Below are 17,476 nucleotides of genomic sequence, written 5' to 3'. Positions count from 1 at the left end.
CTGTATGGATTTTCTCTATCTCCCCGCAAACAAACGCTTCGCGGGCTAGCATCCAACCAAGTCGACGGGCCGCCGCTGGCAGCCTCGAAGTCCGCGAGGTAACGCATGAGCACCCAAATACCGCTAGGTGAGGTCACTGCCGCTTTGGCGTCCTCTCTGTCTGTCACGGCACTAGAACCTCTCACTCAGGGCGGTCAAAAGTACGTCTTCAAGGGAAAGCTTGAGAGTGCCGAGGCGGCAGTGAAGGTGGTACTTCTCCCGGACGGGCCCGACAGCGTTTACGTCCTGGAAAGGGCGCAGCGCGAGGTGGAGGTACTAGCAACTATCGACTCGCCGCGCGTAGTTCGCGTTCTAAGCGAAGTTGTTGAAATAGATTTTGGCAGTGGCGTTCAGGCTGTCGCTTGGGTTGAAGAGTGGCTAGACGGCTCTGACGTGAGCAAAAATTTGGCCCAGCCATGGGATTACGCGCGCTGCGCACGCCTAGTCGTGAATATTGGCGAAGCGCTATCCGCTTTTCACGAGCTGGAAGTAGTACACAGAGATCTAAGCCCTGCCAACGTTCGAGAATTGAGCGATGGCAGCTTCTCCCTCATGGACCCAGGGCTGGCACGTCATCTAGCGAAGACTGCCCTAACAGGACTCTTTCAGCCTGGCACGCCCGGACACCGCAGTCCCGAACACGTGCCTGGTGGAGATATCCAGCCGGTGAGCGACATCTTCGCTCTAGGAATTCTGGCGTTTCTCGCGCTAACTGGAGCTCACCCTATCGACCCCAGCGGCGCCGAGGATGACTACTACCGGCGATTGCGCGAGTACGACAGCCCCAGAATTGAGACGCTGCGCCCAGATATTCCGGCCTCGCTGCGTGACGTCATTAACCGGTGCCTCCAACGGCAACCGGCCCGGCGCTTCCTAGATGGACAGGAACTCATCGAAGAGCTTCAAGGGCACAAGCAAGATTTCGGTCCCTACTTTATAGATGCCTAACAAACTGGGGGGATAAAGTGGCGCTTCTGATTCAAGATGGCCGCCGGGGAGGTCATCTCAAATGGGCTGTCGAAGCTGTACAAAGGCAGGCGGCGGACGGCACAATCATCAGCACCTTTTGCACACCACGGGTTCCTCGCCCTCGAAATAAGGATGCAGCGGCAGTAGTTGAAGCCATGGGTTCTGCAGAAGTAATTCTCGACCCAATGACACACGCTCGCCTCCTCCCTGGCACAAATAAACTTGAAAATTACGAGACGTGGGGCCTTTGGGGGCCCTCGGGTGTCGGCCTCAACACTACTACTCGGCGAATTGAGCATATCGAGCGAGTTTTTGGAAGACAATCCGAGTTAGGCGTTCCTAGCCTTTCTCCGACACTCGCAGTAGCATCGTCGAACTCTAGCGAGGCAGACCACGCAGTTGAGACAGCCCGCGTGGCCCGTGGGATCGATCGAGATTGCTATCAGAGCTTTGTCGGCACCCTGGACCTCTTTGCTTCCGGGGCAGCACTCGATGCCTACGTAGGCCGCCTAGCTGGACTACGGGCGAGTACATGGGTCGTAACCTTGGTCCCCGCTTCGAGCACAAATCTTGTGGGAGACCTCGCTGCTTCAACAGCAGCCCTAGCGGGCTGGCTGCGAACAATTCACTCGCTCAGTGCTCGAAGTCGAGTCATCGTGCAGAACTGCGATTTCATTGGCTTGCTCGCTGCTGCCGCAGGCGCGGACACGGTGGGAAGCGGCTGGGACAGGTCCATGAAGGTATTCGACGCCGGCAGCTACCAAGTCTCCTCAGGATCGCCTAGGATTCCTGCTTCGTACGTAACACAGAAGGTGCTGCTAGCTGTCCTCCGGCGCTCCCTCGCCGACGACGTCCAGAGGCTGGACCCAGAGCGGGCAATGATCTTGCGTGGAGGGCCGATGCCACTAAACGAGGCTCACCAACGAGTTCACCATCTTCGAGTGGTTCGTGATCTAGTTTCGGATGTCTACCAGTTCAGAGAGCGGGCAGATTCCGTAGCAATCCTCCGGAATCTTTACGAGGACGCCTTGCGAGAATATGCCTGGCTGAACACGCAAATTCCTGGACTGATCGCATCGACCGATAAGGAAACGTGGGCCGAGGCTCCGCTGCGCGCCCTGTCTGAGTACGCTAAAGCTGAGGGAATCTGGTAGGAGAGAACCCAAGGGCGGCAACGAAATGCTCGCTCCCCCATAGCATTTCCTTAGGGGAGATTTTGAACAATGGGGGTCGGACTAGCCATTGGTCATCGAGCGCAAGCCCAATTCCAAGCCGCCGAACTGCCGACAGCAGCGGATCGGAGTCCTTGGGAATCTTACTCAAAACAAGGGCACTTGAGTTGCACCATGCTCTGTACCTAAAGGCTTGCCTTACGCCTTTCCGCCAGTCGTCAACCTTAGCCTCTAGCGCATAGATGTTACCCACAGGGATCATCGCGTCAGATTTCCGCCAGAGCTTGCCGTCAGCGATTACAGCGCCCTTGCCCTCTAGATCACGCAACGCGCGCGCAACCGCCCGATCACTGTAGCCACATTTCCGCTTTACCGCCTCAACACTAATACCCCTACGGACATTGAGCGCGGAAAGGACTTCTACGCCAATCGGGTTGAGAACAGGGGAAATCAGTGAATCAAGGCGCCGCCGCAATGCAGGTCCGGGGCCAGGTAGAGCTACGAGGTCGGGGATGCCCACTGGTCCCGGAACCTCCGCCATCATGATTGCACCAGGCTTGGAACGAGGCAACGAACTGGCCAGTCTCCGTAGAGCAGGGTCCAGTTCAGCCTCCCTCGTGGGGGCGAACCGAACGCCATTCGAGCTTGCCATGGTTTGATATTCGAAATTACCTTCAAAAATACCAAAACCGCTCTGGGAAATAGCCTGAGGTGTGAGCATCTTCTAAAGATAGCAAGGAGCACTGACACTGAGGCCCTGCTCCCCGCCCTTCCTTTCGGACTAGTGTGACTTCTATAGATCCACCGGACGGTCCATGACAAGACGGGTGGTGAAGCCGGCAGTGCAGAGCCGCCGGTACGACGCCTCTACGGCGCTCGGCACGTCTTGGCTGATCATGAAGCCTTCTCGTGGATAGATCAGCAGCCGCTGGAGTGCACCGACCAGCATGTCAATCACCAGGTGGGCATCCCCGATTGAGCTGACGTACACGTCGATGGGCACGGACGTAGACGCGTTCAGCACCTCCACCTCAGGCCACAGCATGCGCGTAGTCGCGTAGGCGCGCCGTTCTTCGTAGGGCTTGCTGATCAGCAGCACTGACGTGACTTTCACTCCCGCCTCATCAAGCAAAGCCCTTGAGAGCCGGATGTTCTCGCCAGTATTTCGGGCTTCGGGTTCGACCAGCACAGCGGAACTTGGGACGCCTAGCGCCAAGGCTCGCTCGCGGTAGTGCACAGCCTCTCCTCGCGGCATGCGCTCCCGCGTCGTAGGACTCGTAGCCCCACTGAAGACGATGAGCGGTGCCATACCGCGCATGTAGAGATCCGCTGCTGCGTCAGCCACACCGAGGTCATGGCTGCCCAAGCCGATCGCGACCGAGCAAGGGCGCAACTCATGATGCATTTGGTGGTAGTCCCACAACACCTGCGCGTCCGCCCAGGACTGCTCTGAGATCACTGCTTTGCCTTTCTGTCCTGCGTCGAGTCAGGCACCTTGAAGTCGTACTCCCACGCGAAGCGGGAGGCCGCGTGGACACCGATGGCGAACTCCACCACCGTCGCATCAGCCGTGAACGTGGTGCGGTGCAGCTCGACTACCCATTCGCCAACGGCCAACTGCAGGACCTGGGCTTCATTCGCCGTGGGGACGCGCGCGAAGAGTCGTTCCTTCATGTGATCGATCTCGTAGCCCGCTTCGTAAAGGACACGGAAGCCTCCGCCACGGCCAGCGGGGCCCGGCGTGGGGTCTACGATGCGCGTGCCCTCGACATGCTCGGGCCGGTAGTAGCTGGTCAAAGTGTGTGTGGGCTGGTCGCCCTCCTTTACCAGGCGAGCCCGCGCGTAGACGTCCGCTCCGACCGGAAGGCCGTGCGCCTCCGCAACGGCCGGAGGGGCCTCGACGAGAGAGACCGTTTGCGTCTGATCTCCCCGGCGGTACGCCCGCCCTGTGGCTACTCGGTCTGCAACGAACGCCACCTCGTCGCCGTCGCGCCACTTCGCCTTGTCATAGCGCGCAACGCCAAGTCGTCTGAGTGGCGTCTGCTGACGCACGACCGTCCCATGCCCGCGTGATGACGTCACCAGCCCCTCGGCTTCTAGCGCCTTGTACGCCGCGTGGACCGTGGACTTTGAGCCCTCGCCAGCCTCAACGAGGTCTCTGATGTGGGGCAGCTGCTGGCCAGGGGCGTACTCGCCCGACCTGATGCGAGCGGCCAGCGCATCTGCAAGCTCTCGCCACTTCGATGCCACTCCGGTCTCCTTTCGACTCGACCAGTCAAACACAGTCCCGGGACTGTTGACAGTCCCAGGACTGCGGGTGCATTGTCTCACTAGCGGTCACGCAGTCCCAGGACTAATCCCTTGGGGTCTCTGCTGCGTGCCTGCTGGCACCGCCCGGAGGACTCCGTGAAACGGGACTGATGGAAGCGGCCGTTCTTTGAGAACTGAACAGCGTGCCAAGGATCGCCGCCTCTCCTGTGCCACAAGCAGGCGGCTGTGCGGGACATGGTCCCGCGTACTCAACCAACTCCGCAGCTCGCACTGCGGCCGGTTGCCTCCCCCGTCCGTCCGGCCCGCCTTCGTGGCGGTGTCTTACGGGCGGGGCTGAGGGGAGCCGGAATGTCCGGACCTGAGAGCAAGGGGAGGGCTTCATGCCGAAGTACAGCTTCACCGCCGAGGGGCTGGCCGACACGCTGACCCCCGGGGAGACCACGACCGCTCGCGGCACGCTGAGCGCCTCCTCCCCGGAGGCGGCCAAGAAGGCGGTCGAGAAGAGCTTGCGCTCCCGGGGATACGAGCTGACCGAAAGCATCTCGGTCGCCCCGCACTAGCGCTGCACCCGTTACCCAACAACCACCTGAAGCACAGCACGGCCCCGGTGCTGGAACACCGGGGCCGCTGTTCGAGCCGCACATCCTGCTAGGGAGAACACGACTCATGAAGAGCATCGCAGCACTTCAGGCGGCCGTTACGGCCTCCGCCCCGTTCGATGGTGAGCCGTCGAACGCTGAGCTGAACGCGATCGAGACGGAGATGCCGCTGATTTTGGCGGATGTCGACCTGCTGGACGCGCAGATCATGACCATCGACCGCACCCCGACCGATCTGGACCAGCAGCGCATCCGCCGGGCCCACCGCCGGGTACTGGCCGCCCGCCGGGACCTCGCCAACCGCACCTCCACCCTCACGGTCTCCGGCGGTGCGGCATGAGCGCCCCAGCCGCGAGGACGGTTCTGCCGGCCGTCGCGATGACGGCGGTGTCCATGGTCCTCACCCTGGCCGTGGTCATGATGTGGCTCGGCACCGCGATGCCCTGGCCCATCGCCCTGATCGTCGGTCTCGGAATCGACGGGGGGTGGCTCGCCACCCTCGCCTACGAACGTCGCCTCGCCGCGCAGGGCGACCACTCCACACCGGTCACGGCCGTGGGTTGGTCGTTCGGCCTGGTCGCCACCGGGGTTCTCGTGGCGCACGCGTTCACGGCCGAGGAGTCGGCGGGTGCGTGGCTGGCGGTCGCCTGGTTGCCGGTCGCGGCCAAGGCGCTGTGGCTGGTCCACGGGCTGTGGGAGCGGACCGCGCTGACCGGTGAGGCCCTGGATGCGATCCAGGGCATTCAGCAGGAAGCGCGCGACGAGGCAGCCGTGGCCCGTGCCCGGCTGCGGGCTGAGGCGGCCACGGAGGAGACGCGGTTGACGGCCGTGACGAATGCCGGTGCGCGCGTCGCACACGTACAGGCCAAGACTGCCGACGCCCTCTCCCGGGCCTGGTCCACGCTCGAATCGGCGCGGGAGGGCGAGGGCACGGGACGGGCGCTGACCAGCGTGACGACTCGCGTCACGCCCGGCGTCACACCCCGCTGGGAGCTTCCCGTCTGGGGGCCCACGGAGCCGGTTTCCGGGTTCGCTCTGGAGTCGGCCGGTGCGCTCACCGATGAGGCGCTGGACGTGCTCGTGGACAAGATCCGGCACAGCGAGACGCCTGCCCTGTCCTACCGGGAGATGGCCACCCGTTTCCGCACCGCCGGCCACTCCGCCTCCGAGGTTCGCCTGCGGGCGGCGTGGAAGCGTGTGGTGGCCGCGTGATGGCCACGCTCCCCGTCTACCGGTGGCGCCTGGCCCCGGAGGGAATGGCGACCCGCCGTCAGCTTCGAGCCCTCGGGCTGCGGCCCGGCGGGCAGGACGTCGCAGCGCAGCTTGAGCGGCCCCGCCGTCGACGGGGCCCGCTGGTCGCCTACCTCTACCGGATCGATCGGGCCAAGCCCGTACGGCCGATGACCCCCGCCCGCGCCGCTGCTCTGGAAGTGGCGATGCGGGCCCGCCGCACCTGCCCCAACTGCCGCACCGACGTCGGGTATTGCGTCCCGCGTTCGCTCGGCATGTGCGTGCCCTGCTCGGACAACGAATCCGCCGCCTGACTTGCGCGGCTGAACGGAGAACGTAGTGAAGCTGGACGTCAGCACACACAAGCTCTTCGGGTACCGGGCCACTCTGCGCACCGCGAAGCGGCTGACCGAAGAGGCCGCTCGGATCGTGGACCGGTCGGTGGCCGGCCGCATGCCCGACGTCAAGGTCGTTCTCACCGGTGAGCGGAACCTCGCCGAGGTGTCCACGGCTGCCGAGTGGGAGAGCGCCGGTTGCACCGACAAGCGGGTCCAGGCCCGTGCTCTGCGTTCCGCGAAGAAGCTGGCCCGCGACACAGCGGGCCGCGCCATTCCGCTGGCCGAGGGCGGGGTGCTCGTCGTCATCAACGCCGACCAGCACCCCAACGAAGCCACCTTCGCCATCACCATCGTCCACGAGCTGGTCCACGCCATGCAGATGAGCCGGAAGGGTATCCGTGACCGGCTCGTCGCAGGTCTGCGCCATGACCTCGGTGTCGAGAAGGAGTCGCGCCGCTGGAACCGGGAGCACGAACGCTGCCTGGAGGCCGAGGAGAACGAGGCGCACGGCTACGAGTACCTCGCCGGCCGTCTCGTCCCCGCCGCCGCAGCCTGACCCACCCCCGCACCTCACCTTCCGCGCCCTCGCTGGGCAGTCAGGAGTCGTTCCGTCATGAGCGACAACGTCGTTCCCCTCTTCGAAAAGCCCACCCCTACCCCGATGGAGCCCTCGCCGGTGGTCACGGCTGCTGTAGCAACTCCGGCCGCTGAAAGGGCCCCTGTTCCTCTCTGGGTGCGTTCCGCGCGCGGTATCCGGACGGTGGCCACCCACGAGAACACCAAGACTGCCTGCCGGGCCACCGCCCGCCACGGGCTCTACGTCCTCGGCGGGGCCCGGATCGTGGCCCGCCGCACGTGGGAGGGCCGCACCGCCTCCCGTTACGAGCGCATGCTCCGTGCGGCGGAAGCCGCGGGGAACATGGAGGCCGCCGCCGAGTGGGAAGAGCGCGGGCAGCGCTTCCGGCAGGAACGCCACCGCCGCCGGATGGACCTGCTCACCGCGCCGCTGGACGCGGCCAAAGGCATCGCCGCAGGGGCCGGGATCGGGGCCGGCGGGCTGTTACTGCTCGGCATCATGCTCGCCGTCGCGAACGGGGACTGGACCGACATCTACGCCCCGACCATGGCCGTGGTGGAGCTGGTCCGCTGGATCGTCCTCATCATCACGGTGACCTGGGGCCCGCTGGTCACCATCGGCCCGTGGGCACTCGTGCTCGGCCTGTGGGCGGTCGGGCGGAACCAGCAGGCCGCACCCCAGTGGGCGCTGCCCGCGAATGTCCGCTCGGGAGAGGGCGAGCCGATCACCCCGTCCATCGTCGTCCTGGCCCTGCGCAACCTCGGTATCGCACCGCTGCGCAACGCCATCAAGGAGATGGGCGACGCCGGCGCTTCGATGCTGGGCCCGATCCGGATCGCGGGATGCGGGGTCGAAGTCGACGTCACCCTCCCGTCCGGTGTCTCCACCGACGAGGTGCAGAACCGGCGGCGGAAGCTCGCGGAGAACCTGGCCCGCCACGAGCACGAGGTGTTCATCACGATCCCGCAGGCCGCCCGCACCGTCCGGCTCTGGGTCGCCGACAGCGGCGCGCTGGACGAGCCGATCGGCCCGTCCCCGCTGACCACCGACCAGGACCTGACCGCGAACTACAAGACCGGCAAGGCCCCGTGGGGCCAGGACCTGCGCGGCGACGCCGCCGCCCTCAGCCTCTACCAGCGGCATTTGCTCATCACCGGTCTGTCCAACCAGGGCAAGACCGCAGCCCTGCGGGCCCTGGCCCTGTGGCTGGCACTGGACAAGTCGGTGGAGTTCCGGCTCGCGGACCTCAAGGGCGCCGGGGACTGGGCCATGTTCGACGGGCTGGCCACCGTGCTCATCCAGGGGCCGACCGATGACCACGTGGTGCAGGCGACCGAGATGCTGGAAGGCGGCGTGTCCGAGATGGAGCGCCGGTTGCAGGCCCCTCCCGGAACCGTGTTCCCGCCGCTCGTGCTCCTCGTCGATGAGGCGCAGGTGGCGTTCATGTGCCCGGTCGTCGACGAGGAACGGCGACCCTACGGCGGGTCGAAAGCCACCTCCCGGTACTTCATGGCCGCCCGCAAGATTCACAACCAGGGCCGGGCGGTCAACGTGACGCTGTGGCAGGGCACGCAGGACCCGACCGACCAGAACCTTCCCAAGCTGGTCCGCGAGGGCGCCCACACCCGTGCGTCCCTCGCGCTGGGCACCGAGTCGCAGGCCCGCATGGCGCTCGGTGACAAGGCCGTCGACGGCGGGGCCGCCCCGAACCTGCTGCGCCCGGGGCTGGACAAGGGGACGCTGGTCGTCGCCTCCGACGGCATCGCGATTCCCGCCGGCCAGGCATCAATCACGGTGCGCACGCACTTCATCGACACCGACGAGGCCGCCCTCATCACCGCCCGCGCCCGGGCGATGCGGGACGGCGTCACCACCCTGCACGTCATCGAACGCGACGAGGTCCGAGACCCGCTCGCGGACATCGCCACGGTGATCGGCGACACGAACCGGGTCCTGACCCAGGACGTGTTGCAGCGCCTCGCCGTACTGGCCGAGGACACCTACGGAAGCTGGACGCACGCCGACCTCAAGCGCGTCCTGGACGGCACGGCGGCCGAGCCCTACAAGTCCGACGGCCGGATGGTCATCGGCCGGGAGCGCATCGCACGGGCCCTCGCGAACCGGGACACCAACGGTTCCGCTTCCGCCTCCTGAACACAGGGAGCCACCCCCGGGCGGGTCAGGGAGGCAGGGAGAACTCCCTGAACGCCTCCCTGACCCGCCTCCCTGGACCTGACCTGCCCAAATGATGTTCAGGGAGGCAGGGAGTCACCCCAGCTCAACACCCCCGCACCCCCCTCTCACGCGCCTCCCAAGGGGGTGCCTCCGCCTCCCTGAACCAGCAGAGGAAGGGATTCCACATGTACCCCGAGAACACCAGCCACCGGCCCGCCGAGCAGACCGTGACCATCCACCAGCCCACCCCCATCACGCCCTACCCGGCCGCGCCCGCTGTCCCGTTGCAGCCGGGCGGCGTGCCGGCCGTGGCATCGGTCGTCCTGCCGGACGGGCGGGTCATCACCGGCTACGCCATCGAACACAACCAGGCCGAGCCGGTCACCGCCAAGCCGCTCGTGTCCCGTGCGGCGGTGAACATCGCCCTCGGTGGGATCGGGTTCGGCGCGGTCTGCGGCGGACTGGTCCTGCTGACCACGTTCATCGCCGCGCTCGCGGCCCTCGTCCAGCAGCTCGTCATCCTGGCCGCCGTCATCTTCGGCGGCTTCATCGCCGTCCAGATCCTCACCGCCGGCCGCAGGCAAGGGGCGACGACGGTGAACATCCGCAAGGCCGTCATCAAGCGCAACCACTTCCACCACTAGCTACGCCGAGGGCGGCCCCCGCATCTCACCAAAGAACCGGGGCCGCCCTCGTCCAGCACGCCACTACAGAGAACTGGAGACCCCAGCATGACCCAACACACCACCATCCGGCGAGACCCCGCCCGTCGGCCGCGCTTACTCGACCTCTTCTGCTGCCAGGGCGGCGCGTCCATGGGCTACCGGCACGCCGGGTTCGACGTGACGGGCGTCGACCTCGCCCCGCAGCCCCGTTACCCGTTCGCGTTCGTCCAGGGCGACGCGATCGAGTTCGTCCGCGAGCACGGCGCGGAATTCGACTTCATCCACGCCTCGCCTCCGTGCCAGCGCTACAGCCGCGCCCAGAAGATCCAGCACCGCGACCACCCCGACCTCATCGCCCCCACCCGGGCCGCCCTCGAAGCCACCGGCCGGCCGTGGGTGATCGAGAACGTGGAAGAGGCCGCCCCGGAACTCCGCGACCCGGTAACGCTGTGCGCGGCGGCGTTCGGGATGCGGACCTACCGCCACCGACTCTTCGAGACCGGCGGCGGCTTCACCCTCCCGCAGCCGCACCACCCCGAACACCTGGCACCGCTGACCAAGATGGGCCGCCCCCGCGCCCAGGGGCACTTCGCCCACTACGTCGGCAACTTCTCCGGCGTCCACGACGCCCGCCTCGACCTGCGGGTGCCCTGGATGAACCGCGACGGCATCCGCGAATGCATCCCCCCGGCCTACACCCACTGGACCGGCACCCACGCCCGCCACAGCCTCCGCGCAAAGGTGGCCGCCGCATGAACACCCACCTGACCACCGCCCTCGACCTGGCCGCCCGGGACGTCCCCGTCCTGCCCTTGCGGGCCGGGAAGGTCCCGTTCGGGAACTGCCCCGCCTGCCGGGACAACGCCTGCGGCGGCCGACCGAACATGAAGACCCCCGGCCCATGCGACTGCCCCCGCCCCTGCCACGCGTGGGCCGCTGCCACCACCGACCCCGCCACCCTCACCGGACCCGCGTGGTCGACGGCGTGGGAGCAAGCCGCGGCTGTTGCCTGGCACCCCGGCGGTATCGGCCTGACCGTCGTCGACCTGGATCACGCCGAAGCGGTCGCGTGGGCCCGCCGGACGCTGCCTGCCACGCGGACCGTGCCGACCACGCGGGGCGAACACTGGATCTACCAGGGGACCATGCCCTCCGTGAACGCGGTGCGGGACGGGGTCGACATCAAGTCGACCATGGTCTACGCACGGTGGCTCGGACCCGGCACCGGCACCATGACCACCCTCCCGGACACGGTGCGGGCCCTGATCGTCAGGAAGCCGGCGCCCGTCCGGCCGGTCACCGTGCCCGTTCCGGTCGGGGGCGGGGAGTGCCGCCACCGCACCCCCGCCTATCTGGAACGTGGCATCGCGATGGCGGAGCAGCGGATCACGGCCGCGACGAGTGGTGTGCATGCCACGGTGTACCGGACGTTCCTCGCCGTGCTGTCCGCCCACGGGCGGTGCGGGTGCCTCAGCGACTCCCACGCCGCCCGGCTGTTCGCCGCCGCGCAGACCAAGGGCGAGACCGCCCGGCACTGCGCGGATGCGTGGTCCAACGCCCGCACCGCTCTGGGGATGTGAGCCATGTCCGAGGACGAGAAGAACCCGGCGCGTGAGGTCATCAGCGACTACGCGCAGTCCCACTTCCGGTACTTCCGCACCGCCGACGGCACCGTCTACGCGCAGAAAAACGGCCATCCCGTGGCCCGCCCGATCCGCTCGCAGGGCACCACGGGCAGCCACCGGCAGGAACTCATGGTCGGCATGTTCAAGGACGGGGTCGGCGTCTTCAACGGCACCGCGCTGAAGGAGGCACTGGACTTGATCGAGGCGCTGGCGATGACCGAGACCACCCAGGCCGTGCACATCCGCGTCGCGCCCGGTTTCGACGGAGCCACCTGGCTCGACCTCGGCCGGGCCGACGGGCAGTCGGTCCGTATCCACCCCACCGGGTGGGAGATCACCGTTCCGGACCCGCGTGAGGTGTGCTGGCGGCGGACCCAGCTCACGGGGGAACTGCCCCTGCCGGCCAAGGACACCGAGGGCAAGGGCATCGACCTGCTGATGCGGCTGTGCAACTTCGCCAACGCTGAAACCGAATGCCTCGCCATCGCGTGGCTGATCGGCTGCCTGGGGCCGGGCGTGCCCGTCCCGGCCCCGTTCCTCACCGGCCCGCAGGGCGCGGGGAAGTCGACCGGGGGCCGGATGCTGGTGCGGATCGTGGAAGGCATGAGCGGGGACCTGCGTAGGGCGCCGAAGGACGAGGAGAACCTGATCGCGGCCGTCGCCGCCGGATGGGTCACCGCCCTCGACAACCTGAGCCACATGACCCCGGACCTGTCCGACGCCATGTGCTGCATCGTCACCGGTGCCGAGAGCGTCAAGCGCGCGCTGTTCACGGACGGGGACGTGCACCGGGCCCGCTACCGCCGCCCGCTCCTCCTGACCGGGATCGACGTCGGAGTCATCCGCCCCGACCTCGCCGAACGGCTCCTGCCCCTGCGGCTGGAACGGCCCACCGTCCGCAGGACCGAAGCCGAGCTGTGGGCGGAATACGAAGAGGTACTGCCCGTCGTCCTCGGCTCGCTCCTCGACCTCACCGTCAAGGTCCGGGCCGCCGAAGCGGAGACCCCCACCGATCTACGGATGGCGGACTTCGCCCACCTCTGCGCCCAACTCGACACCGCCACCGGGCTCGGAGCCCTTCCCGCCTACCGGGCGAGCCTGGACGACCTCAACGACGACGTCATCGAAGGCGACCTGCTCGCGCAGACCGTCCTCCAGCACGCCGACACCCTCGACCCCGGCGGCGAACAGCGCATGACGTCCACGGAATGGCTGCACGCCCTGAGCCGCCTCTACAGCGGCGACGAGCTACGCCCCTTGCCAAAGGGGTGGCCGACGACGGGCAAGGTGCTCTCCGACCGGCTCAAGCGCCTGCAACCCACCCTCGCCTCCCGGGGGGTCCTCATCGACAGCGGACGCACCAAAGCGGGCCGGTACCTCGAAATGATCCGCCGCCCCGGGCCGCCGCCTCCCGAGCAGCCGGAGCAGGCGGCAGCGTTCTGACCGCACCGGTCATCGCGGGGGACGAGCAAGAGGAGCACCGCGCGCCACGCCGGCGGGTGCTCCTCTTGCTGTTCGGCGGCAGCGCCGCCCAAAAGGCGTGCCCGGAGGGCTCCTCACTTCGCCTGAAGGATCACCGCCACTACTACAGACACCCCCTCTCTTTTCCTAAGTAGGGAAGGTCTGCGTCACCTGCGTCACCAGGGACGGAAAACGGCCCCTGACCTGCGCCGGAAGGGGTGACGCAGACGGCGAATCCTGCGTCACCCCTGCGTCATCCAAACCCGCAGGTCATGGCCCCGGATGACGCTGGTGACGCGGTGACGCAGAAATCCACACCTCGGACAACCACGCCCCCTCGCACCCTCCAAGCCTCCGAAGGAGTCGCACCGTGGCCCGCCCCAAGATGCTCAAGCTCCGCGAAGTCCTCGAAGAGATCGACATCAGCCGCGCCGCCTTCTACCGCATGCGCGCCCGAGGCCAGGCACCCCGTCTTCAGAAACTGCCGAACGGACACGTCCGCGTCAGCCGCGCGGACCTAGACGCCTGGTGGGGGACCTGCGAAGAGCGCGCCGCCTAACCACGACTATCGATTCGAGGGCCGCCTCCGGCGGAGGCGGCCCTCCCCTGCCGAGCACGGAGCGCCATGCCCCTCACCTATGACGTCCGCATCTACAGCATCGAGACGCGACGCGACCGTCCGAAGCCCTACCGAGTCCGCTGGATGGTCGGGCCCCAGAAGCATTCGAAGAGCTACACCGTCAAAGCTCAAGCCGACGGGCGACGGTCGGAACTGATGACCGCTCTCCGCAGGGGCGACCAGTTCGACGTGGAGACCGGTCTCCCGACCGCCGAGCTACGCATCCAGGGCAGCCGCGTGACCTGGTACGAGCACACGCGAGCGTACGTGGACCGCCGGTGGGACCGTCTCCCCGCCAAGTCTCGCCGCAACGATGCCGATTCTCTCGCCACGATCACGCCGGCGCTCATGAGGAGCGTCACCGGTCGCCCGTCGCCCGGCGCTCTCCGTGCCGCGCTGTACGGGTGGGCGTACAACAGGAGCCGTTGGAACCAGGAGCCTCCTGCCGAGGTCGCGAGCGTGCTGCGCTGGGTGGAGAAGAACTCCTTGCCTATCGCCGCGCTCGAAGATCCCGCCACGCTCCGTCTGGCGCTCGACGCGCTATCGACGCTCCAGAACGGCTCCCCCGCCGCCGGGAGCACCGCACGCCGGAAGCGGGCCTGCTTGAGTGACGTTCTGGGGCTCGCAGTCGAACGGCGGCATTTCAGTGTCCCCATCAATCCGCTGTCCACAGTGAAGTGGACGGCTCCAAAGTCCGTTGAAGAAGTCGATCCGGCGAGCGTCGCCAACCCCCGACAGATTCGGGAACTCCTGTCTGCCGTCCGGAATCAAGGCGAGCGGGGCGCTCACCTCGAAGCCTTCTTCGGGTGCCTCTACTACGCCCTTATGCGCCCCGCAGAGGCGACGGGACTCACCGAGGCGCAGTGCTACCTGCCCAAAGAGGGCTGGGGCGACATCACCCTCCGTGGTGGGATTGTCCACGCAGGCCACGCCTGGACCGACGACGATCGGGCCCACCAAGCCCGCCACCTCAAAGCGCGTGCCGAACGGGACTCCCGGGTGGTGCCGATTCCCCCCGTCTTCGTGGCCACGCTCAGGTCGCACATCGAGCGCTTCGGCACCGCGCCCGACGGCCGCCTGTTCCGGACCAGCCGAGGAGGTGTGATTCAAGACACGGGATACGGCGAGGTCCTGGCCGCCGCTCGCGCAGAAGCCCTGACTCCGCACGAGTTCGAGTCGCCTCTCGCCCGACGTGCGTACGACTGGAGGGCTGCCGGGGTCTCGTTCCTGGTCTTCCTCGGGGTCGATCCGATGGAGGTCGCGCGCCGGGCCGGCCACTCGGTCGCGGTGCTTCTGCGCGTCTATGCCAAGGTCCTCGCGCGGGCGCAGGAGCGAGCGAATCAGAAGATTGAGGCTGGCCTGCGCGAATGGGACGGAGAAGCCCCGTCCCCCGGGGGACGCCTGGGGGACACGCGCTGATCAGGGTTGGTCCACACCCGGCACAGGGTGAGACAACTTGCACATTTCACCCCTGACTCACGGCGCTAGTTCGAACACGAAAAAGCCCCCTCCTGAACTGCGTTTCCGCAGTTCAGGAGGGGGCTCCACTCGCGTGGCGGCGCCAGGGTTCGAACCTGGGTAGGCTGAGCCGGCAGATTTACAGTCTGCTCCCTTTGGCCACTCGGGCACACCGCCTCGAACGACGCGTTGGATCTCGTGGTGAGCTCCTTGGCGACGACGTAAACAATACCCGATGGCCAGGGGTGCTCCGCCACCTCATTGATCAGCGCCCGGAGGGTGCGGCGGTGGCTAGGCTTTGGCCTGTATCCCCACGCACATTCGACGCAAGGAGCCACACGTCATGGCCGACTCCAGTTTCGACATCGTCTCGAAGGTCGAGCGGCAGGAGGTCGACAACGCCCTCAACCAGGCCGCCAAGGAGATCTCCCAGCGCTACGACTTCAAGGGCACGGGCGCCTCGATCTCGTGGTCGGGCGAGAAGATCCTGATGGAGGCGAACGGCGAGGAGCGCGTCAAGGCCATCCTCGACATCTTCCAGTCCAAGCTGATCAAGCGCGGCATCTCGCTGAAGTCGCTGGACGCCGGCGAGCCGCAGCTCTCCGGCAAGGAGTACAAGATCTTCGCCACGATCGAGGAAGGCATCTCCCAGGAGAACGCCAAGAAGGTGGCGAAGACGATCCGCGACGAGGGCCCGAAGGGCGTCAAGGCGCAGGTCCAGGGCGACGAGCTGCGCGTCAGCTCGAAGAGCCGGGACGACCTGCAGGCCGTTCAGGCGCTGCTGAAGGGCAAGGACTTCGAGTTCGCGATCCAGTTCGTGAACTACCGGTAGTCACGGCAGTCGACTGCCGTACACAGCGGGGGCACACCGCCGGGGCCGACCTCGACGGCGTGCCTCTCCGTGTTTCCGGCCCGTGCGGGACGGACGCAGCGCGCGGACGCGATGTCCGAATACCGCCGGTGACGGTGGGGCGGACGAGCGCAGACTGGCCGTACGGACCGGGGAAGTGAGAAGGCATGACGACGACGGTGTACGCGCGGGTGGAGAGCCCGCTGGGCGAGTTGCTGCTGGTGGGTGAGGTGCCGGCGGCGGACGGACCGGATACGGCCGGGGGTGTCCGGCTGCGTTCGCTGTCCGTGCCCGGCCAGAAGGGCGGCGTGGCCGTCCAGGACGGCTGGCGGCACGCCCCCGAGGCGTTCACGGACGTCGCCCGGCAGTTGGAGGCGTACTTCACGGGCCGTTCGACACGGTTCGACGTGCCGCTGGCCGAGGGCCTGGGCACGGAGTTCCAGCGGCGGGTCTGGGCGGTGCTGGAGTCGATCCCGTACGGGAGCACGGTGTCGTACGGGCAGGTCGCGGCGGAGGTCGGCGCCTCGGGCGCGGGGGTGCGGGCCGTGGGCACGGCGATCGGGCGTAATCCGCTGCTGGTCGTGCGGCCGTGCCACCGGGTGATCGGGGCGGACGGGGCGCTGCGGGGGTACGCGGGCGGGCTGGAGCGGAAGAAGCTGCTGCTGGGGATCGAGGGTGGGGCGGGGCGGTCCGAACCGTGACGCCCCTGCCTCCTTCACCCTCCGACGGTTCCTCATCCGACGGTCTGTTCCGGCGGCCTCGTACGGTCGTGGCGCCGGGGGCCGTCCACGTGCCGGAGTGGCTTTCGGTGGAGCAGCGGGCGGAGTTGGTGGTGGCGTGCCGTCAGTGGGCGCGGGGGCCGGTCCCGTTCCGGCACACCCTGCTGCCGGGCGGCGGGGTGATGTCGGTGCGGACGGTGTGCCTGGGGTGGCACTGGCAGCCGTACCGGTACGCGCGTACGGCCGACGATGTGAACGGCGCCCGGGTGGCCGCTTTCCCGGACTGGCTGGGCGACCTGGGGCGGGCGGCGGTGGCCGAGGCGTACGGGGACGAGGACGCGGCACAGGCGTTCGCGCCGGACACCGCGCTGATCAACTTCTATGACGACGCCGCGCGGATGGGGATGCACCAGGACAAGGAGGAGCGGTCGAGCGCTCCTGTGGTGTCGTTGAGCATCGGGGCGAGGTGTGTGTTCCGCTTCGGGAACACGGAGGGACGCGGGCAGCCGTACACGGATGTGGAGCTGGCGTCCGGGGATCTGTTCGTCTTCGGCGGACCGTCGCGGTTCGCGTTCCACGGCGTCCCGAAGGTGTACACGGGAACGGCCGACCCGGCAGCGGGGCTGCGGGCCGGCCGGTTGAATCTGACGTTGCGGGAGACCGGGATGGCGTCGGGGGCCGCGTAGGCGACCGTGGCCCGCCCCGGCCT

At 67.4% G+C, this 17,476-nt stretch carries 18 protein-coding genes and 1 tRNA gene; 16 read left to right on the top strand and 3 right to left on the bottom strand.

The genetic code is table 11. From position 1 onward, the window contains the following. Positions 1-105 precede the first annotated feature (105 nt). Entirely contained in the window at positions 106-987 is an 882-nt protein-coding gene (locus WQO_RS35240; RefSeq protein ID WP_079055587.1) for a serine/threonine-protein kinase, read from the top strand. Between the two features lie 1,986 nt (positions 988-2,973). Here WQO_RS35240 and WQO_RS21210 read toward each other — a convergent pair. Together WQO_RS21210 and WQO_RS21205 are read right to left on the bottom strand one after the other, a co-directional pair. Next, positions 2,974-3,639, bottom strand: coding sequence for a YdcF family protein (locus WQO_RS21210; RefSeq protein ID WP_010058833.1), 666 nt, complete (start codon positions 3,637-3,639; stop codon positions 2,974-2,976). Beyond that, on the bottom strand, positions 3,636-4,430 hold the full coding sequence (locus WQO_RS21205) for a GntR family transcriptional regulator (RefSeq protein ID WP_010058835.1): 795 nt from the start codon (positions 4,428-4,430) through the stop codon (positions 3,636-3,638). Before WQO_RS21205 ends, WQO_RS21210 begins: the two co-directional genes overlap by 4 nt. Positions 4,431-4,831: 401 nt before the next feature. Between WQO_RS21205 and WQO_RS21200 the strand changes: the two genes are divergently transcribed. The 12 genes from WQO_RS21200 to WQO_RS21145 all read left to right on the top strand — a co-directional run bounded on the left by WQO_RS21200 (position 4,832) and on the right by WQO_RS21145 (position 15,159). After that, on the top strand, positions 4,832-5,011 hold the full coding sequence (locus WQO_RS21200) for a hypothetical protein (protein ID WP_029182119.1): 180 nt from the start codon (positions 4,832-4,834) through the stop codon (positions 5,009-5,011). Positions 5,012-5,117: 106 nt separating this feature from the next. After that, entirely contained in the window at positions 5,118-5,390 is a 273-nt protein-coding gene (locus WQO_RS21195; RefSeq protein ID WP_010058836.1) for a DUF6284 family protein, read from the top strand. Continuing rightward, a complete protein-coding gene (locus WQO_RS21190; RefSeq protein ID WP_032748021.1) occupies positions 5,387-6,262 on the top strand; it encodes a hypothetical protein in 876 nt (291 codons plus the stop codon). The genes WQO_RS21195 and WQO_RS21190 overlap by 4 nt, the downstream gene beginning before the upstream one ends. Next, positions 6,262-6,594 carry an RRQRL motif-containing zinc-binding protein gene (locus tag WQO_RS21185; RefSeq protein WP_032748052.1) on the top strand — a complete coding sequence of 111 codons (333 nt, stop codon included), beginning with the start codon at positions 6,262-6,264 and terminating at the stop codon, positions 6,592-6,594. Before WQO_RS21190 ends, WQO_RS21185 begins: the two co-directional genes overlap by 1 nt. 25 nt (positions 6,595-6,619) lie before the next feature. Beyond that, complete coding sequence (locus tag WQO_RS21180; RefSeq protein ID WP_010058839.1) at positions 6,620-7,174, top strand: hypothetical protein; 555 nt, start codon at positions 6,620-6,622, stop codon at positions 7,172-7,174. A gap of 57 nt (positions 7,175-7,231) precedes the next feature. Further along, positions 7,232-9,349, top strand: a complete 2,118-nt coding sequence (locus tag WQO_RS21175) for a cell division protein FtsK (protein ID WP_029182120.1) — start codon at positions 7,232-7,234, stop codon at positions 9,347-9,349. A 206-nt stretch (positions 9,350-9,555) separates the two neighbouring features. Then, the gene (locus WQO_RS21170; RefSeq protein ID WP_010058842.1) at positions 9,556-10,014 is read left to right on the top strand and encodes a hypothetical protein; all 459 of its coding nucleotides are present in this window, start codon (positions 9,556-9,558) and stop codon (positions 10,012-10,014) included. Positions 10,015-10,101: 87 nt separating this feature from the next. Then, positions 10,102-10,791: a DNA cytosine methyltransferase gene (locus WQO_RS21165; protein ID WP_058954059.1), complete on the top strand. Its 690-nt coding sequence runs from the start codon at positions 10,102-10,104 to the stop codon at positions 10,789-10,791. After that, on the top strand, positions 10,788-11,615 hold the full coding sequence (locus WQO_RS21160) for a bifunctional DNA primase/polymerase (RefSeq protein WP_010056817.1): 828 nt from the start codon (positions 10,788-10,790) through the stop codon (positions 11,613-11,615). Before WQO_RS21165 ends, WQO_RS21160 begins: the two co-directional genes overlap by 4 nt. A gap of 3 nt (positions 11,616-11,618) precedes the next feature. After that, positions 11,619-13,103 (top strand): hypothetical protein, encoded by a 1,485-nt coding sequence (locus WQO_RS21155; protein WP_010056815.1) that lies wholly within the window; start codon positions 11,619-11,621, stop codon positions 13,101-13,103. Positions 13,104-13,491: 388 nt separating this feature from the next. Continuing rightward, positions 13,492-13,680 (top strand): helix-turn-helix transcriptional regulator, encoded by a 189-nt coding sequence (locus tag WQO_RS21150; RefSeq protein ID WP_010056813.1) that lies wholly within the window; start codon positions 13,492-13,494, stop codon positions 13,678-13,680. A gap of 66 nt (positions 13,681-13,746) precedes the next feature. Continuing rightward, positions 13,747-15,159, top strand: coding sequence for a tyrosine-type recombinase/integrase (locus WQO_RS21145; RefSeq protein ID WP_010056811.1), 1,413 nt, complete (start codon positions 13,747-13,749; stop codon positions 15,157-15,159). Positions 15,160-15,293: 134 nt separating this feature from the next. Here WQO_RS21145 and WQO_RS21140 read toward each other — a convergent pair. Further along, positions 15,294-15,375 (bottom strand) — tRNA-Tyr (locus tag WQO_RS21140). Positions 15,376-15,541: 166 nt separating this feature from the next. Here WQO_RS21140 and WQO_RS21135 point away from each other — a divergent pair. The 3 genes from WQO_RS21135 (at position 15,542) to WQO_RS21125 (ending at position 17,453) form a co-directional block, all read left to right on the top strand. After that, complete coding sequence (locus tag WQO_RS21135) at positions 15,542-16,030, top strand: YajQ family cyclic di-GMP-binding protein (protein ID WP_010056669.1); 489 nt, start codon at positions 15,542-15,544, stop codon at positions 16,028-16,030. A gap of 185 nt (positions 16,031-16,215) precedes the next feature. Beyond that, on the top strand, positions 16,216-16,749 hold the full coding sequence (locus tag WQO_RS21130) for a methylated-DNA--[protein]-cysteine S-methyltransferase (protein ID WP_010056667.1): 534 nt from the start codon (positions 16,216-16,218) through the stop codon (positions 16,747-16,749). A gap of 89 nt (positions 16,750-16,838) precedes the next feature. Beyond that, positions 16,839-17,453: an alpha-ketoglutarate-dependent dioxygenase AlkB family protein gene (locus WQO_RS21125; RefSeq protein ID WP_335339651.1), complete on the top strand. Its 615-nt coding sequence runs from the start codon at positions 16,839-16,841 to the stop codon at positions 17,451-17,453. Positions 17,454-17,476 lie beyond the last annotated feature (23 nt).

The sequence above is a fragment of the Streptomyces globisporus C-1027 genome (assembly GCF_000261345.2).
Taxonomy (GTDB): domain Bacteria; phylum Actinomycetota; class Actinomycetes; order Streptomycetales; family Streptomycetaceae; genus Streptomyces; species Streptomyces pakalii.
This window is presented reverse-complemented; position numbering and strand designations above follow the sequence as displayed.